We start from the raw sequence: 23,650 nt of genomic DNA, 5'->3' as shown, positions 1-23,650 counted from the left end.
GGCCACTGCCGATCGCTCCGGTCGTGTGGGATCGCGCGTGGGATCGCGCGTTGGCCCTCCCATCACCCATGCCTGTCGGCCGCGCCCGGCAGCAGCACAACGAACCGCGCCCCGCCTTCCGCGCCTCGCTCGACCCCGATCGTCCCGCCGGCCGCCTCCACGAGCCCCCGGCACACCGCGAGCCCGAGCCCCGTCCCCTCGCCGACCTCCTTGGTCGTGATGAACGGCTCGAACAGCGTCTCTCGGACCTCCTCCGCGATCCCCGGCCCGTTGTCCTCGACCTCGATCCGCGCGCCCCCGCCCGCGCCCCGCGACGCGCGCACCGCCACGCGCCCCCCGGCGCGCGGCACCGCGTCGGCCGCGTTCAGGAGCAGGTTCAGGAGCACCTGCACGAGCTGCCCGTGCGCGAGCGGCACGGCCGGCACGTCGGGCGCGACGTCCCGCTCGAGCTCGATCGCGCGGAACGCCTTCTGCGGCGTGACGAGCGAGACGACGTCGCCGATCGCCTCCGCGACCGACCCCGAGGGGAGGTGCCCTGCCTCTCCACCGTCGCCGGCCTCGGCCGCGCCCCGCGCCGCGGGCCGGGCGAAGTCGAGCAGATCGCGCAGGATCTTGTGGATCCGCTCCGTCTCCCGCTTCATCCGCTCGACGAAATCGCGCTCCTCGGCCGGCGTGAGGCCCCCGGCGAGCAGCAGATCCTGCAGGCCGAGGATCGCCGCGAGCGGGTTGCCGATCTCGTGCGCGAGCCCCGCCGCCAGGCGCCCCACGGAGGCGAGCCGCTCCGAGCGGACAAGCCGCTCCTGCGCGCTCTTCAGGTCCGCCGCGTAGCGCTCGATCTCGGCGATCTTCGCCCGCAGCGACTCCTCGTCGGCGCGGAGGCGGCCCGTCATCAGCGCGAGGCTCGCGCCGAGCTCCGCGAGCTCCCGCGCGCCGGCCCGCGGCACCTCCAGGTCGCGCGCCCCGCCGGCCACGCGGCGCGCGGCCTCCGAGACGGCGTCGATCGGCCGCACCACGAGGTGGGTCATGGAGATGTACGCGAACACGAGCAGCGCCAGCGCCACGATGCCCGTGTAGAGCGCCACGATCCGCACGAGCGGCGCGGCGGCGACCGTCGACGGGTCGGTCGGCACCAGCACGGCCACGGAGCCCGCCGACGCCGCGGGCGCCGGCTCCGCGAGAGACGCTGCCTCGCGCGCGGGCTCCGGGACGACCACCAGGAGCGCGTCGCCGCGCGCCGTCCGCACCGTCTTCAGCACCTCCGTGCCGGCCTCCACCGAGGCGGGCAGCGCCGCCACGACCTCCGGCTCGCCGGCGCGGCCCGAGAGCGCCCCGGCCGCGTCGTAGACGCCGATCGCCGACGCCCCGTCCGGGCCGAGCTGCGCCTCGAGCAGGAGCGAGAGCTCCGGGGCGGAGCGGGTCGTCCGCGCCGCGGCCACGTGCCCGGCGATGGCGCGGCCGATCGCGCGGGCGCTCGACGCGCGCGCGCCGCTCATGGTGGCCCGCGTGAGGCTCGCCACGGCGAAGAAGAGCGGCACGAACGCCAGGAGGAGCAGCGCGCCGAGCGCGAACAAGAGCTGAAGCCGGATCCCGAGCCGCACGGTGTGGTCTGCCCCCAGTCGTACCGTCCTCGCCCAGCTCGGCGCCCGCTCGTCCGTGGCAGCGCGCCGGGCTCGGAGGAACGACCTCTCTGATAGCGGCATGCGCGCGCATGGCAAAGCTCGCAAAGCTCGCGAGGCGCAAGGCTCGCGAAAACTCGCGAGAACGGCGGACCTCCTACGCGCTTGATCGCTCGCCCGGAGACGTGACATCATGGCTGGTTCAATGGGATAGTCTTATGAGCTTGCTCGAATCCTCCTCCGACGTGATCGACCCGCACCATGTTCCTTTCCTCGCCGGCTCCTCCGCCCGCGAGGCGCGCCCGTCGACCGGCCGGCGCGACCGCTCGACCGAGCGCGCTGGGCTGGCTGCGGCGAGCGACGCCGATCACGACCTGCTCCGGCTCGAGATCGAGCTCCTCCGCCGCGGCGGTCGGGACGCCCTGGAGCTGCGCCGGGAGCTCGCGGCGTTCTTCTTCGTCGTCATCGCCCTCTTCGGCGTCGCGCAGCTCGTCCGGGATCTCATCCGCCCCGATCTGCCGCCGCTGCTCCAGATGGGCTATTCGTGGGGTTTCTTGCTGCTGCTCCTCGCGCCGATCGGGTGGTTCGTCCGGCGGCAGCCGCTGCCGCTCGCGCGGCTCGGCGTGACGCTCTCGGGCGCGCGGCATAGCCTCCGCGAAGCGCTCGTCATCGGCGCCATGGCCTTCGCCGCGTGCCTCGCGCTCCGCGCGGGGCCGGCACTGCGGGGCGAGCCGTGGCTCGACTGGGGCTCGGTCGCGGGGTATTCGCAGCTCGAGTTCGCGATCTTCCTCGCGAGTTATGGGCCGCACTGCCTGCTCCAGGAGTTCATCGCGCGCGGCGTGATCCAGACCTCTCTCGAGCGGCTCCTGCCCGACGCCGGGCGCCTCGCGCCCATCGTCGTCACCTCGGTGCTCTTCGGCGTGTTCCACCTGTATGTCTCGCTGGCCTTCGCGGTCATCACCTTCGCCGCGAGCGTCCTCTTCGGCCTCTTCTACGCGCGCCACCGCACCCTCGTCGGCGTCACCGCCGTCCATCTCACGGTCGGCCTCGCCAGCGTCGCCGCTGGCCTCAACTGACGCTCTCCGCGACAGGCAAGCACGTGGGCAGGATCCTCCCGGGTGTACGTCCCCGGTAGAGCCATCCTCGATGCGAGAAGCGGGGAGTGGCCTGGTGAGGCACCATGTGGTGACCACGCCGAGATCGCGCGCACACCATGGCCTCGATGGCCTTGCGCTTGCTATCGGCCCGCGCACGTGCTCGGCGTGCTCAGGGTCGCGGACCGGATCGGATCTCCCGTGCCGGCGCCTGCGCCCGCGCCCGAGCCGCAAGCGAGGCGAGTGTGAGGAGGTCTGCGGCTACAGGGGCTGCGCTGTGCACGATCGCTGCGATTCACCCCATGCCGGCCTGCACGCCGGGCATCGAGCCGGACCACGACCGCTGGTCCGCCGAGCCGGCGGCGTCGTCCCTGGGGCGCGCGACGCAGCGGGCGAGCGGGTACGGGTGGAAGGCCGTTCGTATGAATGACTTCAGCCGCGACGAGATGGTGGATGTGCTCTGGGAGCATCCCGAGAAGAGCCTGGCGGCGATCTGGCTGATGGAGGGGACCCAGCTGGTCGCGCCGGGGCCGGTGATCCCGGGGCCGATCGGCCAGGGCTGGGAGGCGGTCAACGCGGGCGACGTCAACTCCGACGGCATGGCGGATGTGCTCTGGCGCAACATCGACCAGAACCTGGTGGCCATATGGCTGATGGAAGGGAGCCAGCTGCTCTCGCCGGGGCCGATCATCCCGGGGCCGCTCGGCCAGGGCTGGAAGGTGGTCGGGGTGTCCGATCTGAACCGCGACGGCATGGGGGATGTGATCTGGAACAACAAAGATCAGAACCTGCTGACGACATGGATGATGGATGGACCGCAGCTGCTCGCGCCGGGGCCGATCATCCCGGGGCCGCTCGGCCAGGGCTGGGTGGCGCGCGGCGCGAGGGACTTCGACCGCGATGGCATGGCAGACGTGCTCTGGGAGAACACGGAGCAGAGCCTGATAGCCGTCTGGCTGATGGACGGCGTTCAGCTGCTCGCGCCGGGGCCGGTCATCCCCGGGCTCGGCGGCGGCTTTCACGTCGTCACCGCGCGGGACTACAACGCCGACGGCATGGCGGACGTGCTCTGGAACGACACGGAGCAGAACCTCATGGCCGTCTGGCTGATGGAGGGCAGCACCCTGGTAATCTCGGCAGGACCGGTGATCCCGGGGCCGCCCGGCCGCGGCTGGAAAGCATGCCCCGCCGCTGACAGCAATTTCGACGGCATGGCGGACGTGCTCTGGTATGCCACAGGAACGAACCAGGCGGCGGTCTGGTTGATGAACGGCACTCAGCTGCTCGCGCCGGGGCCGGTGTTTCTGGGGCCCTACGACGGCGGGTGACTGGGCACCGTCCCACGTCCGCTGCTCTGCCTCGGCGCCGGCGGCGCCGGCGTCGCCGGGGCAGAGAGGAGACGGAGGAGCGCTGAACACAGCCGAGGCTGGGCAACAAGTTCGGGCACTTGCGTCCGCATCCCGGCCGTCCCCCGCGACGATCCCTCTGGAGCGCGCAGACATGGTGGATACAGCGTGGCTGTCCAGGAAGCGCGGGGCGAGCGCGCCGCACCGAGGCAGCGGATGTGGTCAGCGAGGTGGCCCGACGTCGCTCATGTCCGGGGCGACCCCCTCCCGGTCGCTGGATCGACGCGCACGCCCATCACCTCGCCCGTGTACAGGTCATCTCTGGACATCTTCCGTCCCTCCGTCCGCAGGCACCGCTCCTCCAGCTGCCAGCAGCAGTTCTCGTCGGCAAAGGCCTGGATGGCGTACTCCCATTCAACGCCATCGCCGCCGGATCGCCCCACGACGACCCCGCACGTGCCCCACAGCCGCCCCGGGATCGCGTCGCAGGGGAGAATGGATACGACCTCGTAAAAATCGAACTTCGGCTCCATACCCATGCGTGTTCTCTCTTTTCAACGAGACGTTCCGGTGATGTCGGACTCGAACTTCTCGAAGCCCGGCCCCGGCTGGGCCTGGTCGAGCCAGCACCGGCCGCTTCAGCGCTTCAACTTCGAGCTCCAAACCACACGCTCGACGCCACGTGTCCCGCCATCTCCCTGCGCAGGCGTGGCCCCATCCTCGCGGCTGCGCTCCGACATATCAACCTGCTGGCCGCGTGACCGACAAACCCTTTTCCTTTATCTTCTTCAAATACGCAAAAGACCTCATCTCGGGACAATCAAGAACAGCCTCCTGGAAGACCGCGGGCGGACAATAGTCGTGAGCATCAATGTAGTGCGCGATCAAGCTCGGAGCGACGTACACCACAGCCTCATCACGCGCAGGAACAAACAGATTATTCGCCCCGACAGAGACCTCCACGTCTTCAAACCGAAGCGAGGCTGCCCCTCCAGTGAAGCGGCAGTAGGAGCATGGCTGATGCCCCGCCAAGGCAACAGGCTGCCATGGGTTGGAGAGAAGACGCATCAGCGCCCCAAAAACCTCCTTTGACACAGGCCCTGTTGCAAACGAATGCCCTGACTCATGCCACCCGACCGCCCGCAGGACCTCTTGCCAGCGGCCAAAGTAATTGCATGGACTCAAATCTGGATAGTAAACCACAACCCCTCCACCTCTTACGGCCCGGACTCAAGCAGCTCCCATTTTCCGCAAGCACAATAGACCCCATATGCAGCGCTCCAGATGAGCGACGGATAGCACCCTCACCATGCGGGCGATGCTAACACGCGCGAAAGATCGCAGCGAGGGTCGCGCCGCAGTCTGTGGCCGTGGAGTGAAGGCGGAGCCTTTGATTCGTGGACAAGCAGTTGATATAGCGCCGCTTTTCCCGGAGGTGGTGGATCGCATGAGCCGTCCATGGTCCCGTGGAGTAGCTCCGTTGCGCCCGCAAGGTCGTTCACGGTGCCCGCCGGCGATCGTCGAGCCGCGCAGGTGGCGACAAGCATCGTTGCCCCGCCTCAACGTATCCGAGCCAGGCCCCTCAACTTTCCCCCCTCCATGACTCCAGGTCACACACCCCTACCTCCACGCTCCCCCCTTCTCCCCCACCAGCCGGCCTCTTCCCTCCGCCGGCAGAGAACTGGGCCCGGGGGATCGACCTCTGGTACCGGCATCCGAGCCGATGGCCAACCTGGTGCTCGCCGTGCTCACCGCCCGCCGTATCGCGCGCAACGCGGCGCCGCTCGCCTGCGCGCTGGCCCTCGGGGCGCTCGTGGTCCTCGACGCGGCCGCGCCGCTCCCGCCGCTCGCGGCCGCGACCGCGCTGCTCGTGCTGCTCGTGGCGCTCGTCCAGCGGGCGCGGCGGCGCGCCGCCGCCATCGAGGCGAGCGCCCTGCTCGACCTCGAGGTGGGCGCCCTGCTCCTCGTCGCTACGTTCGCCGCCGTCCTCCGCCTCGACGGCTCGCTCGACGGCGACGCCCAAGCCGCCCTCTACGTCGTCATCGCCCTCGTGAGCGCGTTCGCCCGCCCCGGGGCGTCGCTCCTCGTCGCGATCGCCGCCGCCGCCCTCGAGATCGCCGTCCGCTCGGCCGCGGCCGCGAGCGGCGGGAGCGGCGCGCCGAGCCTCCTCGACGTCGCGCGCGCGGCCGCGCCGCACATCGGCTTCATGGCCGTCTTCTCGCTGCTGAACGCCACCATTCTCCGCGCGGAGCTCGGCCGCGTCAGGAAGGCCTCCCACACCCGCCTCCAGGCCGAGATCGAGCGGCTCCGCGACGACGCGCGCAGCTACCGCCTGCTCTCGGCCCCGGCCCAGGCGCGCGGCGCGGGCGCGTCCCAGAAGGGCGACGACGAGCGGCTCGCCCGCTCCGGCGTCGAGGAGATCCACCAGTCGGTGCTCTTCGCCCTGCGCCTGCTGCGCGAGTCGCTCGACCTCTACACGGCCGTGCTCCTCTGGCAGAACGACGCCGGCACACACCTGCGCATCAGCGAGCTCGCGAGCGACGCCCCGAACCTCTCCGAGGGCCCGTTCCTCTCCGGCGACGGCGTCTTCGGCGCGGCGATCACCCAGCGCGCGCCGGTCGTCCTCGGGGGCCTCAAGCCCGGCTACAAGCTGCCCTACTACGTCGGCCCCTCCCCGGTGCGCGCCGTGTGCGCGCTGCCGGTGTTCGAGCACGGCCAGCTCCGCGGCGTGCTCGTCGTCGATCGCGTCGAGGACCGGCCGTTCTCGCCGCGCGAGCTCGAGCTCATCGACGAGGCGTGCCGCTACGCCGTGCGGGCCATCCAGAACGAGCGCGTCTTCGTCCAGCTCGAGCGCGCGAAGATCGAGCAGGGCAAGCTCTACCGCGCCGCCGAGGGGCTCGGCGCCGCCACGACCGAGGCCGGCGTCATCGAGGCCGGCGTCACGAGCGCCCGCGAGATCACGTCCGTCGATTTCGCGGCCGTCACGCTGTACGACGAGGCGCAGAAGGTCCACGAGATCCGCGCCGTCAGCGGCGACGGGGTCGCCGAGCTCACCGGGCAGCGCTTCCGCCACAACGCGGGGCTCGTCTCGATGGTGCTGCAGAACCGGCACCCGCTGCCGTACCGCGGCGAGTACGACGAGAAGCGGCAGGTCGTCTTCACCCGCCGCGTCACGCCGCCGTCGATGCCGTCGATCATCGTGCTCCCGCTCGTCGTGCACGACCGGCCGCTCGGCACGCTGGTGCTCGGCTCGCGGCGGCGCGCGGCCTTCACCGACTCGGTGCGCAGCACGCTCGAGGTCCTCGCCAGCCACATGGCCGTGTCGCTCTCGAACGCGCGCATGGTGCGGCGCCTCGAGGAGCTCGCGACGATGGACGGGCTCACCGGGCTGCTCAACAAGCGCGCGATGCTCGAGGTGGCGGACCAGAAGATCACCGCGGCGCGGCGGTTCTCGCGGCGGCTCTCGGTGCTCGTCACGGACATCGACCACTTCAAGAAGGTGAACGACACGTACGGCCACGACGTGGGCGACGTGATCATCAAGGGGCTCGGCGACGTCCTCCGGCGCGCGAAGCGGACGACCGACGCGGTCGCGCGCTTCGGCGGGGAGGAGTTCGTCGTGATCTGCGAGGAGACGGACGCGCGCGGCGCGATGCTGCTCGCGGAGCGCGTGCGCGAGGAGCTCGGCCGGACGACGTTCCACGCGGCCGGGAGCAGCGGGCCGGTGCAGTGCCAGGTGACCTGCTCGATCGGGATCGCCACCTACCCCGAGGCGGGCAGCACGTGGGAGGAGCTCTTCAAGGCCGCGGACGAGTCGCTCTACGTGTCGAAGCGGTCGGGCCGCAACCGCTCCACCGCGTGGTCGCCGGCGGTGCGGTCGAACAGCGCGCATCCGCCCGCGGCGGAGGCGGGCGCTCCGGCGAAGCAGGCGGCGGAGGCGGCCGGCGCGGCGAAGCAGGCCGTGGAGGCGGCGGCCACGGCGAGGCACGCGGCAGAGGCGCCCGCCGCGGCGAGGCACGCGGCGCCCGCGACGGCGCGGCCCGCGGCGACGGCCGCGGCGGCCAGGGCCGCGGCGGCGAAGCCCGCGGCGGGGGCGCCCGCGCCGCAGCGCAGGCCGGCCGTGACGGGCGGCGCAGGCGGCGCGCCGGCGGCCCCGGGGCAGGACGGCGCGCCGTCCGCCGGGAAGCGCGCCGCGGCCGCCGCGCAGGCGCCGGGGAAGGCGCCCGGCGAGGCCGAGCCTCGGAGCAAGCCGAGGCGCCCGCCGGACGTCGATCCCACGAGCAAGCCGAAGACGGCCGCCTGAGGTCTGCGCGCCGCTTGCGGCGCAGGCGCGGCGGGAACATAAGCCTCCTCGGCGAAACCGAAGCCAAGGAGGCGCGATGAGCTCGGACCCCGATCGAGACGACCCCAGGGAGGATCTCAAGCAGGGGCTGAGCCTGCTCTGGCGCGCGGCGCGCAAGACGGCCGTGGACCTGCGCAAGGACCTCGACAGCACGAACGTCGGCAGGGCGATCGACGACGCCGGGCGCGAGCTCGTCCGGGCCGCGACGAACGTGGTCGGCCGGATCGGCGCCGAGCTGAGCAAGGGCCCGGCGCAGGCGCCCCCGCGGGACGAGCGCTCCGAGCACCGCGGGGAGGCCGAGGGGCCCGAGACGCGGCCCGCCGGGCCCACGCCGGAAGACCCGGGGTTCCGCATCGCGGTCGACCCGGAGGACAAGGACACGAAGCCTCGCTAGCGGCGTCGGTCAGGGATCCCGCCAGAGCGAGCGGGGGCTACCCAGGCTCGCTCTTGACGCGACGATGTTGCCTTCCGCTACGCTCACGACGTCGGCCCCACGACCTCCGTTCTTTCGAGGCTCTATCCCACGGCCCGCACGCTCGCTGTCTACGCTTCGCGACGCCGGTCGCCCGGCACCACGCAAGACTCACTTCCGGCTGCTGGGCCAACCTTGCCGGGCGGGACTCTCACCCGCTGGGTTTCTTCGCGAGGTTTCAGCTCATCGCATCCTCCTCACCCAGGCTTGGCCTGGCGCACGAGCGACAAACGCGTTGAAACCCCAGAAAAGAGCAGGAATCTGAACCGCCAAGCGCGCCAAGGACGCCAAGATTGTGTTTGTGCTTGGCGCCTTGGCGGCTCATTCCTCGCTCGATCAACGTCATTGGTGTTCTAGAATCCCTTCTTCCGGAGGATGAACTGTCCGCCATCGGCCGGCGGAGCGTAGCTCTTCCCCGCAAATTCGAAGGCCGTTTGCCAGGCCCCGCTGACCCAAACGCCGCCTTTCGTATCGACGGCGACTTGCGTCAGGCCGTTCGGGTTACCGGTCGCGAAATCGACGCTCTCGCCCTTCGTCCCGTCTGCCGCGAAGCGCGTGAGGTGCCCTCCTTTTGCATCTTCTTCCGTGCCGAGCCAGCCGAAGCGACCGGCCACGTAGCTTCGACCATCGCCGCCGAGGGCCAGCGCGTTGCCGAGATAGTCTGGTCCGCCGAGCCGGCTCGCCCAATGCACCGTCTCGCCGCCCTCGAAATCATAGAGGACCGACTCCGATCTTTCCTCGTCGAAGGTGTCCGTATGATCGAGGAAGGTCGACGTCGACGTGTGTGAGGCGAGGAGGCGGAGGTGTCCAGAGGCGGTCGACTTCAGGTCTTTCACATAGTCGAAGCTCGCCCCGCCAAAGCGGAGCGCGCGCAGAGGATCGCCGCTCTCCGGGTCGAGCCAGGCGAGCCAGCCGTTGTAGACAGCTGGATCGTCCTGCCCTCCCGCCTTTTCGAGCTCTGTCTCTCCGATGGTGAGCACTCCGGTAAACGCGCCGCCGGCGAGGATCTCACCGCCACCATCGAACGTGAGGGCGATCGTGTATCCCTGGCTGATGTCGTGCTCGAACGTCGTGCTCCAGATCTCTTCGAGGGTCGACCCAGAAAACTTCATGATCTGAGGTTTTTGTACGGATGCGTCGTCGTTGTACACGCCGAGGCCAACGACGACGTCGCCGTCCGCGTCGACCGCCATCGCGCTCAGAGGAGAGCTGCCTTCGAGAGTGACTCCGGCCGCGAGGGCGATCGAGAAGTCGGGGTTCACCTTGACCAGATAAAACCCTTCCTCGACGGTCGTGAGGGTGAACTCGCCGAAGGTCATGTCCATGTAGAGCTGGCCGACGAGGAAGATCGAGCCTTCCGCGTCGATCGCCATCAACTCCGGCTCAGCGGCTCCGGGCAGCGCGAGCGCGTGGAGAACTTCTCCGGTCGCCGAGTACTCCGCAACAAAGGGCTCGTCGATCGAACCCGGGAGGAGCTCCGCGGGAGCTCGAGCTCCGACCGTGATGACCGAGCCGTTTTGGGTCGCCGCGAGCGGTTGACCGAGGCCAAAGAAGTTGCGCCGCGGGAAGCTCAGAAGAAACTCCTCGCCGGCCCCATCGGGGTCGGGCTCCGCTCCGCCGCTCCCGGTCGCGCCGCCGCTCGCTGCGCCACCCGCACCAGCACCGCCACCTGCTCCACCGGACGCCGTTCCACCAGCGCCCGCGCCCCCGGTCGACGCATCTCCGCTCGACGCGCTCTCCGCATCCGCCGCCGGCCTGCCCGCCGTCCCGCACGCGAGGAGAACGAAGGGCAACGCGAGAGAGATGAAGCGGCGTACTCGCGACATCGGGATCTGACCAACGCCGACATTGGCACACTCTGACACGCGTCCAGCGTCGCGATTTCCTCGGCCGAGGCCGATGACCAGCGCGATCCCAGAGTGTTTCCGGAGACTTCGAAGAGGCGAGGAGAGGGGCATCGTCCCCATCGGAGCACGCTTCGTGCCGCTTTGGTGCCTCGCCCTCGAGTGGCCAATGGGCGTCTTCCTGGCAGGGATGTTCCTTGGTCGCCTCCGGGATTCCCCCTCTACGTCAGGGAGGATGTCGCCGAGGGACCACGCGCAGCGAAATCTCATACGGCTCTCCGCGCGCGAGCTCGCCTCTCGCCGCGCGGCACGTCCGAGGTTCGCGCGGTGAGGCGAGGGGGGAGCAGGACCTCTCGCGCGACCTTGGCGCCCGTCAGCATTTCAAGGAGCAGCCGGACCGCTTCGCGTCCTATCGCGCCGACGTCCTGATCGACGGTCGCGACGGGATAGCGCAGGAGATCGGCCATCAGGATGTCGTCGAATCCGACGACGTCGACCTCGTCGGGCACGGAGAGGCCGGCGGCGCGTATGGCCCGCAGGGTCCCGACAGTGCTCCAGAAATTTGCCGCATAGACGGCCAGCGGTCGACGCAGCCGCTGGAGAAGCTCGACCATGCGCGTCTCGGCCGCTTCCGGGGTGGCCTCCTTCAACTCCTCGATGGCCGCCGCCGTGGCGCCGCTCCGCGTCAACTCCGCCTGGAACCCGTCGAGACGAACTCGGTAGGTCGGGATGTCGAGCGGGCCGCCGATGTAGACGAGCGACCGCCCCTTGTGCCTCAGCAGGTGGCGGAGCGCCAGCACCGAACCGGCGGCGTGATCGGTGCGCACGCACGCCACGTCGAGGTCCGGGACCGCCCGGTCGATCTGCACGAAGGGAAGTCCCTGCTTGTGCGCCTCGATGAGATCGCAATCCCCTCCGGAAACCGGGGACACGATGAGCCCATCCACCCGGGACTCGTGCACGAGCTGCAGCGCGCGACGCTGGCGCCCCGCATTGCCGGCCAGGTGGCTCACCACGAGGGCGTAGCCGTGGAGCTCGGCCTCGCGCTCGGCGCCGACGGCTATCCCGGCCCAGAACGGGTTCGCCAGGTCCTCGACGGCGAGCGAGATCGCGTACGATTTTTGCTCCCGGAACGCCTGGGCCATGGCGTTGGTCCGGTAACCCAGCTTCTGGGCCAGCGTCCAGACCCGCTCCACCGTGGCGGCGCTGATGCGAAACTTCGCGTGCTTGCCCGTCAGGACGTGAGACACCGTCGTCTGGGACAACCCCAGCTGTTCGGCGATGTCCTTCATACGGACCGGACGCTGGCCGGGCACGTGCGGCGGGTCGGGGTCGGGGGGATCGTTCAAGCGCGCGCTCCGTTTAGCTAATTCGGATTAGCTGTTGACGCTAGCACGGACATGCATAGTATTGAAGCGGAATACGCGGCCGGTGTTTGCGGTCCCTCGCGCGCGAGGGGGCCATGGCAGCGTCCTTCTACGAATCCACCAGATCGAACAATCGTTCAGCGGTGTCAAAGCGCTGACGGGGGTCTCGTTCGAGCTCCGCCCGGGTGAGGCGTACGTGGGCGCCGATGCGACGACGACCTTGACGTTCACCGACGGGCTGGAGCGGCAAGGCCATTCTGGCTCAAGCCCGCCTGCTCCAGGAGACAGCAATGGCACAGAGTGAACCGGTGATCTTGGGCTTCATGGGCAACCGGGGCTTCTTCCCGACGGCGTTCGCGGAGGAGGGAGCGAAAGCCACCCAATCCGCCGTGGGCCATGTGCTCGGACAGCGCGTGCGCTACGTCGATCTCGGCAACGTCGAGACCTACGCCGACGCGCGCGCGGCCGCGGGCGTCGCCCAGCAGTACCGCCGCGCTCCCGACGGCGGCGGGGCCATCGGCGTCATCTGCTCGATGTACAACTTCTCCGACGAAAACGGGATCCGGGACTTTCTGCGGCTGGCCGACCTCGACGTGCCGGTGCTGCTGCACACCGAGCCTGACGTGCGCGGCCTGGGACGCATGGGACAGAAGGGCCGGCGGGACGGGGCGTGCGGGCGCTTTTCGGCCGCCAACGCGCTCCGCCACATCGGCTACCCGTACACCCTCACGTCCAGGCATTGCGAGGCCGTGAGCTCGGCCGCCTTCGCGGACGATCTCCACGCCTTCTACGCGAGCTGCGTCCTGGCATCGAAGTTCCGTCGCCGGGGCCGCGGCGTGCGCCTCGGGCTGGTGGGCTCGGGGCCCGACGCATTCCAGACGGTCACCAACGTCTCCACCGAGCTCCTGGGGCACATGGGCCTGAGCACGGTCGGCCTGGAGCTCATCGCGCTCGATCGACAGATGCGTCAGGTCTCGCCGCGCGAGCTGTCCGCTCAGCTGGAAGCCGTCTCCGGCTACATGGCGGCGGCTGACGTTCCGCGCGCCTCGCTGGAGGCGATCGCCCGGATGGGCGTCGTCTTCGATCGCTTCGTGAAAGAGAATGATCTCGACGGCATCGCGGTGCGCTGCTGGACGGAGATGCAGAAGTACCAGATCGGCGGAGAGGTGGGCGTGATGCCCTGCACCTGCATGAGCATGCTCTCGGACAAGCTCATCCCCGCCGCCTGCGAGACCGACATCGCGGGCTGGATGGGGATGTACATGCTGCAGTGTGCTTCCGGGCTCGTGCCGCTGCTCGGCGACTGGAACAACATGTACGATGACGAGCGCGAGGAGGTGGATCTCTTCCACTGCGGCGTCTGGGCCAAGAGCGTGATGCGCCCCGGCGCCCGCATCACCCGCCAGGAGATCCTGGCCACCCAGGCCGACATCGGCGCGGAGAACACCTGGGGCGCGGTCGACGGCGAGCTCAAGGCGGGCACCTGCGCCTTTCTGAGGCCTTGCACCAACGCGCGCGAAGGCAGCGTGTTCCTCTACGGCGGGGTGGGCCGGGTCAGCGAGGAAGGCGTCGACACCTTCGGCACGCGCGGCCGCATCCAGATCCCGCGCATCCAGGAGCTCTTTCGCTATTTGACGCAGCCCGAGCGGGCGGTGGAGCACCACACCGCCCTCGTGGTCGGGACGCAGAAGAACATCGAGCTGACCATGAAGGCGATCCGAGACGCGGTGCCCTACATCAATGCCCAGGCGGGCCTCGGCCGCGGCGGGCAGGCGCTGGTCGATTTCTACGAGCACAGCCAGGTCGGCGAGCTCTGAGGCCGCGCCGCCCCGCGGCACCCCGCACGCGGCCAGGGCCGAGGAGGATCCTCTGGCGCGATGACGATCAACGCCCCGACGACACGCGCCTGGCCATCCGAGTCATTGAATGCGAAGGAACATCGGCTGACTCGCGAGCTCTCCGTTCGACACCGTCACCTGATAGTCGCCGGGCGGATACTCCTGGGTGATCAGGATCCTGCGGATGTTGCAGGCGTCGATGGGCGCGAGCTCGTCGATGCCGTTTCCGGTGATGCGCACGGTCGTCCAGCCTTCGACGAAGTTGTCCCCGATGATGTAGATGGGATACCAGACGGAGCTGTCGAACTGGTCCGACGCAAAGCGCCGGACGGTCGGTGGGAGGTCCGGATCGGGCGTGGGCTCCGGCTCGGCGCAGGGGCCCCACGGCGGGCAGTCGCCGAGGACCCGGTACGGATCGCGCCCGAGGATCTCCTGAACTCGCCATTCGGTCAGGAGCCGCGTGTACATGCTGCCATAGGGGTTCAGGTTGGGCGGCGGCGGCTCCACGGGCACAGCGTCGAAGCACCCCTCCCCCAGGGCGTGGTCGCGGCACAACGCGACGTCGATGTCGTCGGCGACGCTGAACCGAGAGAGCCACTCCGCGATCGGGAGGGGCCGCGACGGCTCGATGGCGACGTCCAGGATCATGAGCTGTCCACCGACCCGGACGACGGGCGCGACGTGGCCGGACCACGTGACGCTTCCGGACGGCTCGTTGGCCGTCTGGAAGACCAGCCGCTTGCGCGGCTTCGCCTTGACCCTGGCGAAGTAGGGCGTCGGATAGTCCCATTGGTGGAAGAAGTAGACCGCTGCCTCGGCCCGCTCCTCGCAGCCGTTGTCGGCCGCGAGCCAGGGGATCCGCCGCTGAAACTCGGGTTGCTCCGGCATGGCGAGCAGCCGGCTGTCGCGGATCGCGGCGAACCCGGAGCTCAGCTGCTCCTCGGTCCACGTGGGAACGCAATCGGCCGCCAGGCTCCCGGGCGGGCCCTTGAGCTCATCGAACGAGCGCGGACCGTCGGGCAGCTGGCAGGTCCCGCTCGCGCTGCCTCCGGGGGATCCTTCGTCACCCGACGAGCCCGCGCCGGACGGCGGGGAGTCGACGGCGTCCTCCAGCAGCGCTCCCATGTCGGAGCGCTCGATGTCGGGAGCCCGATCGGAATAAGCGCCCTCGTCGCCTCCACAGGCCGATGCGGCGAGGGCCGCCCCCGCGGCACACACCACTTTTGCAAGAGTAATATAGGACTGTCGCATGAATCGGATCTCCCTGCGTAAGACATGAAGCGCCCCGAGAGGCGCCGTCACGCTCGGAGCATGCCGGGGCCCGCGGGGTGCGGCGCACCATAGCACCGCTCGCGGTCCCCGCACGGCGGACACCGGCGATTCTCGAGGCTCGGTCGACTCCTACGCCGCCGCTCGGCGGTTACCGGGGGTGCGCCTATGCCATGCCGCTCCCGGGCGGCGTTCCGGCGGGCGGGAGCGCGATGAGGGGCTCGCCGTCGGGGAGGCGGAGGGGGCTCGGCAGGTAGGGTTCGAGCTCCCCGGGCTCGAAGCGGCAGAGGCCGATTACGTGCCAGAAGGAGCCAGCGATGTCGCCGCCGAACCTGTAACGACCGTCGGGGGTGAAGGCGGCCCATCCCTCGGCGCAGGGCAGGAGGATCGCGAGACATCGGCCGGTGGCGACCCGCCAGAGGCGGAGGGTGCCGTCGCTCGAGGCAGAAGCGAGGAGCGTGCCGTCGGGGCTGAAGGAGACGCTCACCACAGGGGCCGTGTGGCCCCTGAGAGCGCCGAGGAATCGACCGCTTCCGGCCTCCCACAACCTCACCATCGTATCGTACGAACCCGAGGCCAACGTTCGGCCGTCAGGGCTGAACGCCACGCTCGTCGCCCCCTTGCCATGGTCCTCGAAGACAAGGAGGGCTCGCCCGCTCTCGACCTCCCACAACCTCACGGTCGTGTCATTCGACCCCGAGGCCAGCGTCCGGCCATCGGGGCTGAACACCACGCTCGTCACCACCTTGCCATGACCCCCGAAGGTGCGGAGGACTCGACCGCTCTCGACCTCCCACAATTTCGTGGTCGTGTCATTCGACCCCGAGGCCAGCGTCCGGCCGTCAGGGCTGAACACCACGCTCGTCGCCGCCTTGCCATGGCCCTCGAAGACGCGGAGGGCTCGCCCGCTCTCGACCTCCCACAGCCTCACGGTCGTGTCATTCGACCCCGAGGCCAGCATCCGGCCATCAGGGCTGAATACAACGCTCGTCACCGCCTTGAGATGACCGCCCAGGGTGCTGAGGGCTCGCCCGCTCTCGACCTCCCACAACCTCACGGTCGTGTCATGCGACCCCGAGGCCAGCGTCCGGCCGTCAGGGCTGAACGCCACGCTCATCACGTGATGGCTGTGGCTCTCGAAGACGCGGAGGACTCGCCCGCTCTCGACCTCCCACAACCTCACGTTCGTGTCATGCGACCCCGAGGCCAGCGTCCGGCCGCCGGGGCTGAACGCCACACTCGTCACCGCCTTGCCATGACCGCCCAAGGTGCGAAGGACTCGACCGCTCTCGACCTCCCACAACCTCACGGTCGTGTCATTCGGCTCCAGCGCCAGCGTTCGGCCATCAGGGCTGAACGCCACGCTCATCACGTCATGGCCGTGGCTCTCGAAGACGCGGAGGACCTGCCCGCTGTCGACCTCCCACAACCTCACGGATGTATCATTCGACCCCGAGGCCAGCGTTAGGCCGTCAGGACTGAATACAACGCTGTTCACCCGGGCGCCATGGCCCTCGATGACGCGGAGGACCTGCCCGCTCTCGACCTCCCACAACCTCACGGTCATGTCACGCGACCCCGAAGCGAGCGTCCGGCCATCAGGCCTGAACGCCACGCTCGTCACCATCAGGCCATGGCCCTCGAAGACACGCAGGGCTCGCCCGCTCTCGACCTCCCACAGCCTCACGGTCATGTCATCCGACGCCGAAGCAAGCGTCCGGCCATCAGGGCTGAACACGACGCTGTTCACCCAGTTGCCATGACCCTCGAAGACGCGGAGGACGTGCCCGCTCTCGACCTTCCACAGGCGCATTGCGCGCCCCGCCCCCGAGGCCAGCGTCCGGCCGTCAGGGCTGAACACGACGCTCCTCACCCCGACGCCATGGCCATCGAAGACGCGGAGGACTCGCCCGCTCTCGACCTTCCACAACATCACGCTCGAGTCATCCGACCCTGAGGCCAGCGTCCGGCCATCAGGGCTGAACGCCACGCTGTTCACCGGACCGAGGTGTCCAGCTATCCCCCGAATGGCTCGCCCGGAGACCACATCCCAGAGCCGGACCGAGCCGTCGCCATGGCCCGTCGCGAGGAGATCTCCCGAGGGATTCCAGGCCACCGCATTGCACGATGACGCCGGTATCCACATCAGGTCGGCCCCGGAAGGCCGAGGTGGCGCCGCCCCTTCCGCCACGAGCGACGCGACGGCCACCCCTCGGGCGCCGACCAGCTTGGCGCCCCGCAGCGTCGCCCCGGCGAGATCGGCGCCGGTCAAATCCGCGTCCACGAGGCGAGCAAACGACAGGTCCGCGCCCCGGAGATCGGCGCCCATCAGCGAAGCGTTGCGCAGATCCGCCCGCCCAAGCCGCGCCGAGAGGAGCGAGGCGCCGGCCAGCCTGGCCTCGACCAGCGCGGCGTTCGTGAGGTTGGCTCTCGCCAGATTGGCGCTTCGAAGATCCGCGCGGTTGAGGTTCTGCCCGCTCAGGTCCTGGCCGGCCAGGTTCACGCCCTCGACCACCTCGATCTCGTCCTCCCCGACGACCGCCGCCCCCTGCTCGCTCTTCTCCAGCAAGCGCACGATCCGCAGCCCGTTGTCCTTCGCGTGCCCCTTGGCCGCCCCGTGCAGCACCCGCGCCGCCCACGCCGCCGCCTGCTCGCGCCCCGCGAGCGACACGAAGAAGTCCACCATCAGCTCGCTCATCTCGTCGGCCGCGAGCGCCGCGCTGTCCCCTGTGTCCTTCACCTCCCGCGCCGCCGCCTCGGCCACGAGCCACTCCAGGACCGAGCGGTGGACGAACGAGAAGGCCCCCTCCGCGTCCCGCACGAGCAGCGATCCCGAGCCGATCAGGAACTCGATTATCGCCCGCTCCAGCGGCGGCCCGTCCTTCGGCTGCACGCCCTTCACGAGGCTCTCCGGCAGCTCGGCGATCCCGACCGCGCGCGCCCGCCGGTCCCACAGCAGCCGCGCGAGCTCGGTCATCGCGCCCCGGAGCGCCTCGCGCGAGATGCCGCGCGGCGCTCCCCGCGGGTTGGCGCGCCGGTGCTCGTGGTCGAGCCACTGCTCCACGAGCAGCTCGTACAGCTTGGCCGTGGTGATCTCGCCCGTCCCCTCCTTGGCTTCGAGGAGCTTTCTCTCCTCGATCTTCGCGATGAACCCGAGCATGCGCGGGTTCTCCGAGAGCCCGAGCAGATCGCTGACCTCGTGGAGCAGCCGGTACCGGGCCTCGGCCTCCGCGGGCTCAGGGATCAGGTTGCCCAGGAACCGCCGGATCTGCGGCTCCCCGAACCCCTCCAGCTGCACGAGCCGGTAGCCCTGCACCTGCTCCGCCCGCCGGGCGAGCTCCTGCTCGATCTGCCGGTCATCGAGGAAGTGCTGCGTCCGGCTGGTCACCACGACCTTCGCGATCCCCTCGGCCGCCTGCATCACGGTCTCGAAGTGCTCGAGCGCCCGGTCGTACGTCAGGCGCAGGGCGAGCTCGTCGAAGCCGTCGAAGAGCAGCGCGATCCGCCCCTCGGCCAGCATGTAGCCGAAGGCGCGCGGGTCGATCGGCTCGTCCGCGAGCGCGAAGTGCTGCGCCACGAGCACGTTCAGCGAGCGCTGCTTCTCGAGCCGGCTCATCTCGATGAGCACCGGCACGAGCGGGTGCCCCTCCCTCACCATCCTCCGCGCGAGCTCGTGCAAGAGGAACGTCTTGCCCGCGCCGAAGTCGCCGAGCACCAGCACGAAGCGCCGGCGGGGCGCGTCGAGCAGCTCCCACAGCGACGCGAGCGCGCTCTCCGTGGCGCTCTTCTCGCGGTCGCCGAGGCTCACCACGGCCGGCTGCTCGACGTAGAGCCACGGCGGGTAGATCGGGTCCGCCTCGAGCCGGTCCGTCTGCCGCACGAGGTACCGGCCGAAGTCGATGAGCCCCTGGTACTCCGAGAAGCTCTTGAGCACGACGCCGCGGCGCCATGCGCGCTCGATCAGCGCCGGCGGCGCCTGCGGGCCCGCGTGGATCAGCGTCGATCGGAGCAGCGGATCCTGCTCCCGGAACGGGCGCTCCACCTCGGTCACGTAGCGCGCGACGAGCTCCGCCGTGATCGACTGATCGAGCGCGCCGATCACCCGCAGATCGACGAGCGATCCGTCCCGCGCCGCCACCTCGAGCACGCCCGCGAACGGCGGCTGCGTCCGGTGCCTCGTGACGGTCGCGCCGGGCGTGCGCAGCAGCGCCACGCGCTCGATGCGCTGGAGGAAGCCGTCGTGCCGCTCCTCGAACGCGCGCTCGCCGCGCTCGCCGTCCCCCGAGGTGCAATCCACCTCTCCGGCCGGCCCGCGCCGCCCCGGCAGCTCGCGCTCCGGCCGCGGCGCCGGCTCGAGGTGCTTCTGCAGGAACGCGACCAGCACCGCCGCCGAGGCGCGGCACGCGAACGCGCGGAAGCCGTCGTCCTTGGCGAGGTCGGCGTGATCGCTCACCGCCTTCACGAAGATCGACCGCTTCTGGCAGCGGCCCGCGAGGTCGCCGATCGCCGCGCCCTCCATCTCCAGGCCCAGCGTGCCCCGCACCACGCGCTGGAGGTCGCCCCAGACGCCCGGATCCTGCACCACCGCCGTGAGCGTGGCGACGGCGCCTACGTGCACGCAGAGCGGCGGATCGGCCGGCGGACCGTCCGGGTGGAGCAGCCGCTCCTCCAGCGCCTTCTCCCGCCCTGCCTCGGTGAGGCGCAGCGCGCCGCCCTTCATCGCGGCGACCCCGTCCTTCACGGCCTCCTTGAGCCGCGCGGTCCACCCAGGACAGGCGCGCCTCCGGTCGGGGTGCGAGACCGGCGAGGGCCCGCCCTCCGCCTCGTGCGCGTGGAGCGCGTCGAGCAGCCACCGCTGCTGGGCCTCCCGGGAGGGCGGGCGCTCGCGGGAGAGCGCCGCGAGGTCGAGCTCGCGCGCGAGGAAGGCGGCGTCCATCTTCCACGTGGCCGCGAGATCGAAGGTGCGCAGGTCGTGGAGGAGCTCCGCCTCCTTGCCCGGCGGCGCGACGCGTTTGCCCTCGTCGAAGCTGTAGAGCCGGTCGGCCACGATCACGTCGCCGAGCGCCACCTTGCGGGGGTCGCCCGCGCAGATGCCGCACATCGCGAGGCACGCAGGATCGAGCTCGGAGACGAGCTGCTGTCCCCGGATCGCCGCCGTGCGCTGGCCCGCCTCGCCGATCCACGCCGCGGCCACCGCGAGCGACCCGCCATGGGCGCTCGGAAAGGCGCGCCGGTAGTAACGAAAGCCGCCGAGGTCCCGCAGCTCGCGCCACCCCGCGGCGCCGCCATCGCCCTGCGCGAGCACCCCCTCGAGCTCGTCCTGGAGCGCCACGACCACGAGCACGTCGATCGGCCCGACGTCGACCTCCGCGCCTGCGTCCGCGCCTCCCCGACCCTCGTCCCGCGCCTCCGCCGTGTCGTGCCGCGCCTTCGCCACGCAAGGCATGGTGCAGCCGGAGCGAGAGGCACCGCAATAGACAGGGCGCGCGGAGGAGAGCCAGCGCAGGAGCTCCTCGGCGCAAGCCCCGGCTCGGCTCGAAGCCGGACCTCGTCGGGCGCGACGAGGTGGCGCGACCGCCACGATCTATCTACGCATTGCCATCCTCTGCGTCCGGAGCTCTTCGAAGCCTCGACTCCGTGAGCGCACCGATGTTCTCCGGGCTTGGCACCAAGGGGACCCATTGCTCATGCGAGAACATCACGATCTCGGCGACCCGCTTGGCGAGCAGGCGATCGCGGTCGGCCGCCCTCTCGAAGCCTGCGAATCCGAACGAATGCGCCGCCTGCAGATCTTCGATACGCCGCTGACACGTGCGGTACAGCGCCCAAAGCTGCTGAGGCTTCCTCAGCTGGAGCCATGTCGTCATCCCCGCCGCCAGCAGCGAGAGCAGCGACGGCGCCAGCTTGCTCAGCCAGAACCCCTCGCCGAGCATGACGAAGACCGGCGCCACCAACGTGCATGCAACAACGGCGGTGAAGCAGATCAACGCCTCGGCCTTGTTGTGATCCGCCTTTTTTTCGAAGTGTAGACGCCATTTTCCTGCATAGCGCACCGCGTCAATCTCGTCGGACATGGCGATTCGACTCTTTGCTGTCGCTGGTAGAGAGCGCTTCCAGCTCGCCGCGAGGTACTGCACCCGAGGGGTGCGGTCGAGACTACGTGCACCTCCGACGGTGGATCAAGTCGGCCGGGATGTCGAAGGGAGCCATCCTCGGTCCCTCATCAACCACAGGCGAACCCTATGCGTCGGGGGGCAGGCGGTCCAGATCGCGCTCGACCTGCGCGTCGAGCATCGCGCCTTGGCAAGGACTGCGGATCAAAGGCGGACCAGAGGAGCGGCCGGCCGTGGCGGCGCCTGAGCCTGGACGCGGCCGAAGCTTCGCCGCTGGGCGGCTCGACGTGCTCCGCTGCGATGCGGAGGACCTCATGGGACAGTCCACGGGTTCAGAAGCAATCGAACACGTTCTTGGACAGGGTCAGGCCGCCGGTCTGTACGATGGGGAAGCTCTGGGTCCGACAGCGGCTGCTGGGTACCGCCCCCTTGATGAACGCCGCGTTCGGCGCCACACGCGGCCCGGCGGTGACCCCGGCGCAGTCGCCCCAGCTGACCAGGGCGTACTGGTGACGCGGCACCCCGTACTCCGACATGCTCGCGTCAGAGACGATGGGGCCGCCGGAGTCCCCCGGACACGCGCCAGAGCCTCGGTCCCCGTCGAGCCCTATCGTCTCGCCGCTGAAATGGAAGCCATCGCCGGAGACGATATGCCCCCTCTGGAGGTAGGACATCAGGAGCCTGCCTGCTGGGCCTCCTTGCACGGTCGCGCCGTATCCATAGATGTAGCCGTTCATCGTTGAAAAATTACTCGGCGCCTCCATCCAAGCCGGGCCGGTGACACCCGTGGTGAAGCTCTTGCTGAAGCGGATCGTGGCCACATCATGATCGCGCACCCAATTGCTGGAGTCCCAGTCCGGGTGGATACGAACCGTCGCGGAGGCCGTACAATCGTTCGCGGGCGTCCCCACGACGCAGCTCCATGCACCGTCGGTGGTCGACTGAAACTTCACTTGCACGTTCTGCTGGACCACCGCGCCGGGTTGCAGCCCAAAGCAGTGGGCCGCCGTGATGATCGCGTCTCTCGAGAAGATCGCGCCGCTGCAGTTGCCAATCCAGACCACGTCCGTGTTGACCCCCATGCGCCGGCTGTTGACGAGGGCCTGATCCGTCGCCCCCAGCTCCTCCACGCCTTCCACGTCTTCGTCGGCCCACCCGGCTTCGGGATCGCCGCTGACGCACCCCGCCAGGAACGACGCCGCGAGTCCCCCGAGGAGGGCGAGCGAGCGCCCACCCCTTCCTTCCTGCGGACGTCGCCCGCCGAGGCGCGCGGAGCTTCTCTGACAACCAGTCGTGTCAACTGCCAGCTTCATCGATCTACTCCTGTTCTTATACATGTTTGCGTTGTCGCGATGGATGAAATGACCGCCGCTCACGAGTCCGGTCGCCGGCGCTGCAACGGCGCGGGATCCGCGGCAGATCACTGCCGCCGTGCAGGCGCACCTGCGGCGACGACGAGCCGCGCAGATGCGCGGGCGATGCAGCGCCACATGAATCATTCAGCGCGGCAGTCGCCTGACGCCTCGGACCGAGCTTCAATCCTGCTGAGACGCTATTGACATCCTCCGGGCCAAACTTCAACTCTCTCAGCAGGCTTTCGACACCCTCCGTGTCGCATTCCAACTCTCCCAGCAGGCTTTCGACACCCTCTCCAATGGGTGACGAGCCCTTCTGGCTCGTTCGATCCAACGAGTCGAGAAGGGTGCGCTCGCAAGCCCCGTCCTGCCGACTCGACCATTCCCCCTTGCAGCCTTGTCGCCAGAGCTCGCAGGCTCACCCGCGGCCAGATCCGGAAGAAATCGTCATCGCGCCAGTGCGATAGACGGGTTGATTCCACGAGAAAAGCAGCAATTTTACAGGGAGACGGGGAGGCGGGGAGCGAGAGACGGCAAGAAAAAGAAGTTCATTTTTCTTCCTCCCCGCCTCCCTGTAAAATGTCTCTGGGTTTCAACGTGATCGGTCTCCCAGGTGCGAGACTCTCCCTGTCTTTCCGCAGCCACCCAACACGAGCGCCGCCACTGGAAACAGCAGCGCCCAGGTCCGACGAGGTCCTGACGCATCGAGTGCTCCAGCCGCTGTGAATCTGGTCGTGACTTGCCTGCGCTCGGAGCGCTGTTTGCACGCATCGTTCCAACCGGCATGTGCTCGAAATTGCGAGCTTGTCGGCGCGCATGGCACATGCGAATGGCACAGCGAATGGCAGCGGGTGGCACACGCGCGGAGGGCCAGGGCATGATGGGAGGAACGTGGCGTCCGCAAGGTCGATCCTGCTGGCTCCCACACCCGCCATCCGTGGCCGCTCAACCGCACACGCCGCGGGAGTTCCGCTGGGAGATCGAGCTCGGGGCA

General features: G+C 69.6%; 13 protein-coding genes. 5 read left to right on the top strand and 8 right to left on the bottom strand.

Going from position 1 to position 23,650, the window contains the following annotated elements:
- Positions 1 to 62: 62 nt before the first annotated feature.
- Positions 63 to 1,598: an ATP-binding protein gene (locus WMF34_RS43040; RefSeq protein ID WP_437991454.1), complete on the bottom strand. Its 1,536-nt coding sequence runs from the start codon at positions 1,596 to 1,598 to the stop codon at positions 63 to 65.
- A 236-nt stretch (positions 1,599 to 1,834) separates the two neighbouring features.
- Here WMF34_RS43040 and WMF34_RS43035 point away from each other — a divergent pair, with 236 nt between their 5' ends.
- Positions 1,835 to 2,692 carry a CPBP family intramembrane glutamic endopeptidase gene (locus tag WMF34_RS43035; protein WP_437991453.1) on the top strand — a complete coding sequence of 286 codons (858 nt, stop codon included), beginning with the start codon at positions 1,835 to 1,837 and terminating at the stop codon, positions 2,690 to 2,692.
- Positions 2,693 to 3,012: 320 nt separating this feature from the next.
- A complete protein-coding gene (locus WMF34_RS43030) occupies positions 3,013 to 4,038 on the top strand; it encodes an FG-GAP repeat domain-containing protein (protein WP_044967167.1) in 1,026 nt (341 codons plus the stop codon).
- A 263-nt stretch (positions 4,039 to 4,301) separates the two neighbouring features.
- On the opposite strand, the gene imm31 is transcribed toward WMF34_RS43030, so the two are convergent.
- Entirely contained in the window at positions 4,302 to 4,595 is a 294-nt protein-coding gene (gene imm31, locus WMF34_RS43025; protein WP_437991452.1) for an Imm31 family immunity protein, read from the bottom strand.
- A 1,184-nt stretch (positions 4,596 to 5,779) separates the two neighbouring features.
- On the opposite strand from imm31, the gene WMF34_RS43020 reads away from it, so the two are divergent.
- Together WMF34_RS43020 and WMF34_RS43015 are read left to right on the top strand one after the other, a co-directional pair.
- Positions 5,780 to 8,359, top strand: coding sequence for a diguanylate cyclase (locus WMF34_RS43020; RefSeq protein ID WP_437991451.1), 2,580 nt, complete (start codon positions 5,780 to 5,782; stop codon positions 8,357 to 8,359).
- A 76-nt stretch (positions 8,360 to 8,435) separates the two neighbouring features.
- Entirely contained in the window at positions 8,436 to 8,792 is a 357-nt protein-coding gene (locus tag WMF34_RS43015; protein WP_437991450.1) for a hypothetical protein, read from the top strand.
- Between the two features lie 431 nt (positions 8,793 to 9,223).
- Here WMF34_RS43015 and WMF34_RS43010 read toward each other — a convergent pair whose 3' ends face one another.
- Both WMF34_RS43010 and WMF34_RS43005 read right to left on the bottom strand, forming a co-directional pair.
- The gene (locus WMF34_RS43010; protein ID WP_437991449.1) at positions 9,224 to 10,243 is read right to left on the bottom strand and encodes a hypothetical protein; all 1,020 of its coding nucleotides are present in this window, start codon (positions 10,241 to 10,243) and stop codon (positions 9,224 to 9,226) included.
- A 737-nt stretch (positions 10,244 to 10,980) separates the two neighbouring features.
- Positions 10,981 to 12,063, bottom strand: a complete 1,083-nt coding sequence (locus WMF34_RS43005) for a LacI family DNA-binding transcriptional regulator (RefSeq protein ID WP_437991448.1) — start codon at positions 12,061 to 12,063, stop codon at positions 10,981 to 10,983.
- 308 nt (positions 12,064 to 12,371) lie between these two features.
- Here WMF34_RS43005 and WMF34_RS43000 point away from each other — a divergent pair, with 308 nt between their 5' ends.
- Positions 12,372 to 13,898 carry an L-fucose/L-arabinose isomerase family protein gene (locus WMF34_RS43000; protein WP_012241002.1) on the top strand — a complete coding sequence of 509 codons (1,527 nt, stop codon included), beginning with the start codon at positions 12,372 to 12,374 and terminating at the stop codon, positions 13,896 to 13,898.
- Between the two features lie 102 nt (positions 13,899 to 14,000).
- Here the strand turns inward: WMF34_RS43000 and WMF34_RS42995 are convergent, their stop codons facing one another.
- The 4 genes from WMF34_RS42995 to WMF34_RS42980 all read right to left on the bottom strand — a co-directional run bounded on the left by WMF34_RS42995 (position 14,001) and on the right by WMF34_RS42980 (position 22,614).
- A complete protein-coding gene (locus WMF34_RS42995; RefSeq protein WP_437991447.1) occupies positions 14,001 to 15,044 on the bottom strand; it encodes a protein-glutamine glutaminase family protein in 1,044 nt (347 codons plus the stop codon).
- Between the two features lie 310 nt (positions 15,045 to 15,354).
- Positions 15,355 to 20,625: a pentapeptide repeat-containing protein gene (locus WMF34_RS42990; RefSeq protein WP_437991446.1), complete on the bottom strand. Its 5,271-nt coding sequence runs from the start codon at positions 20,623 to 20,625 to the stop codon at positions 15,355 to 15,357.
- A gap of 151 nt (positions 20,626 to 20,776) precedes the next feature.
- Positions 20,777 to 21,262, bottom strand: coding sequence for an SLATT domain-containing protein (locus tag WMF34_RS42985; protein ID WP_012240999.1), 486 nt, complete (start codon positions 21,260 to 21,262; stop codon positions 20,777 to 20,779).
- A 371-nt stretch (positions 21,263 to 21,633) separates the two neighbouring features.
- The gene (locus WMF34_RS42980) at positions 21,634 to 22,614 is read right to left on the bottom strand and encodes a trypsin-like serine protease (protein WP_437991445.1); all 981 of its coding nucleotides are present in this window, start codon (positions 22,612 to 22,614) and stop codon (positions 21,634 to 21,636) included.
- Positions 22,615 to 23,650: the final 1,036 nt, after the last annotated feature.

This window comes from Sorangium sp. So ce145, assembly GCF_051525985.1.
Classification (GTDB): Bacteria; Myxococcota_A; Polyangia; order Polyangiales; family Polyangiaceae; genus Sorangium; species Sorangium cellulosum_B.
The sequence above is the reverse complement of the archived record's forward strand: the minus strand, read 5'-3'. Positions and strand labels throughout refer to the sequence as shown.

What these genes read in the sequence shown, in the direction of transcription:
- WMF34_RS43035 (WP_437991453.1), top strand. Translation starts at nt 1,835, where the DNA reads ATGAGCTTGCTCGAATCCTCCTCCGACGTGATCGACCCGCACCATGTT.
- WMF34_RS42985 (WP_012240999.1), bottom strand. Translation starts at nt 21,262, where the DNA reads ATGTCCGACGAGATTGACGCGGTGCGCTATGCAGGAAAATGGCGTCTA.
- imm31 (WP_437991452.1), bottom strand. Translation starts at nt 4,595, where the DNA reads ATGGGTATGGAGCCGAAGTTCGATTTTTACGAGGTCGTATCCATTCTC.
- WMF34_RS42980 (WP_437991445.1), bottom strand. Translation starts at nt 22,614, where the DNA reads ATGAAGCTGGCAGTTGACACGACTGGTTGTCAGAGAAGCTCCGCGCGC.
- WMF34_RS43020 (WP_437991451.1), top strand. Translation starts at nt 5,780, where the DNA reads ATGGCCAACCTGGTGCTCGCCGTGCTCACCGCCCGCCGTATCGCGCGC.
- WMF34_RS43015 (WP_437991450.1), top strand. Translation starts at nt 8,436, where the DNA reads ATGAGCTCGGACCCCGATCGAGACGACCCCAGGGAGGATCTCAAGCAG.
- WMF34_RS43010 (WP_437991449.1), bottom strand. Translation starts at nt 10,243, where the DNA reads ATGGCGATCGACGCGGAAGGCTCGATCTTCCTCGTCGGCCAGCTCTAC.
- WMF34_RS43030 (WP_044967167.1), top strand. Translation starts at nt 3,013, where the DNA reads ATGCCGGCCTGCACGCCGGGCATCGAGCCGGACCACGACCGCTGGTCC.
- WMF34_RS43000 (WP_012241002.1), top strand. Translation starts at nt 12,372, where the DNA reads ATGGCACAGAGTGAACCGGTGATCTTGGGCTTCATGGGCAACCGGGGC.
- WMF34_RS42995 (WP_437991447.1), bottom strand. Translation starts at nt 15,044, where the DNA reads ATGGGAGCGCTGCTGGAGGACGCCGTCGACTCCCCGCCGTCCGGCGCG.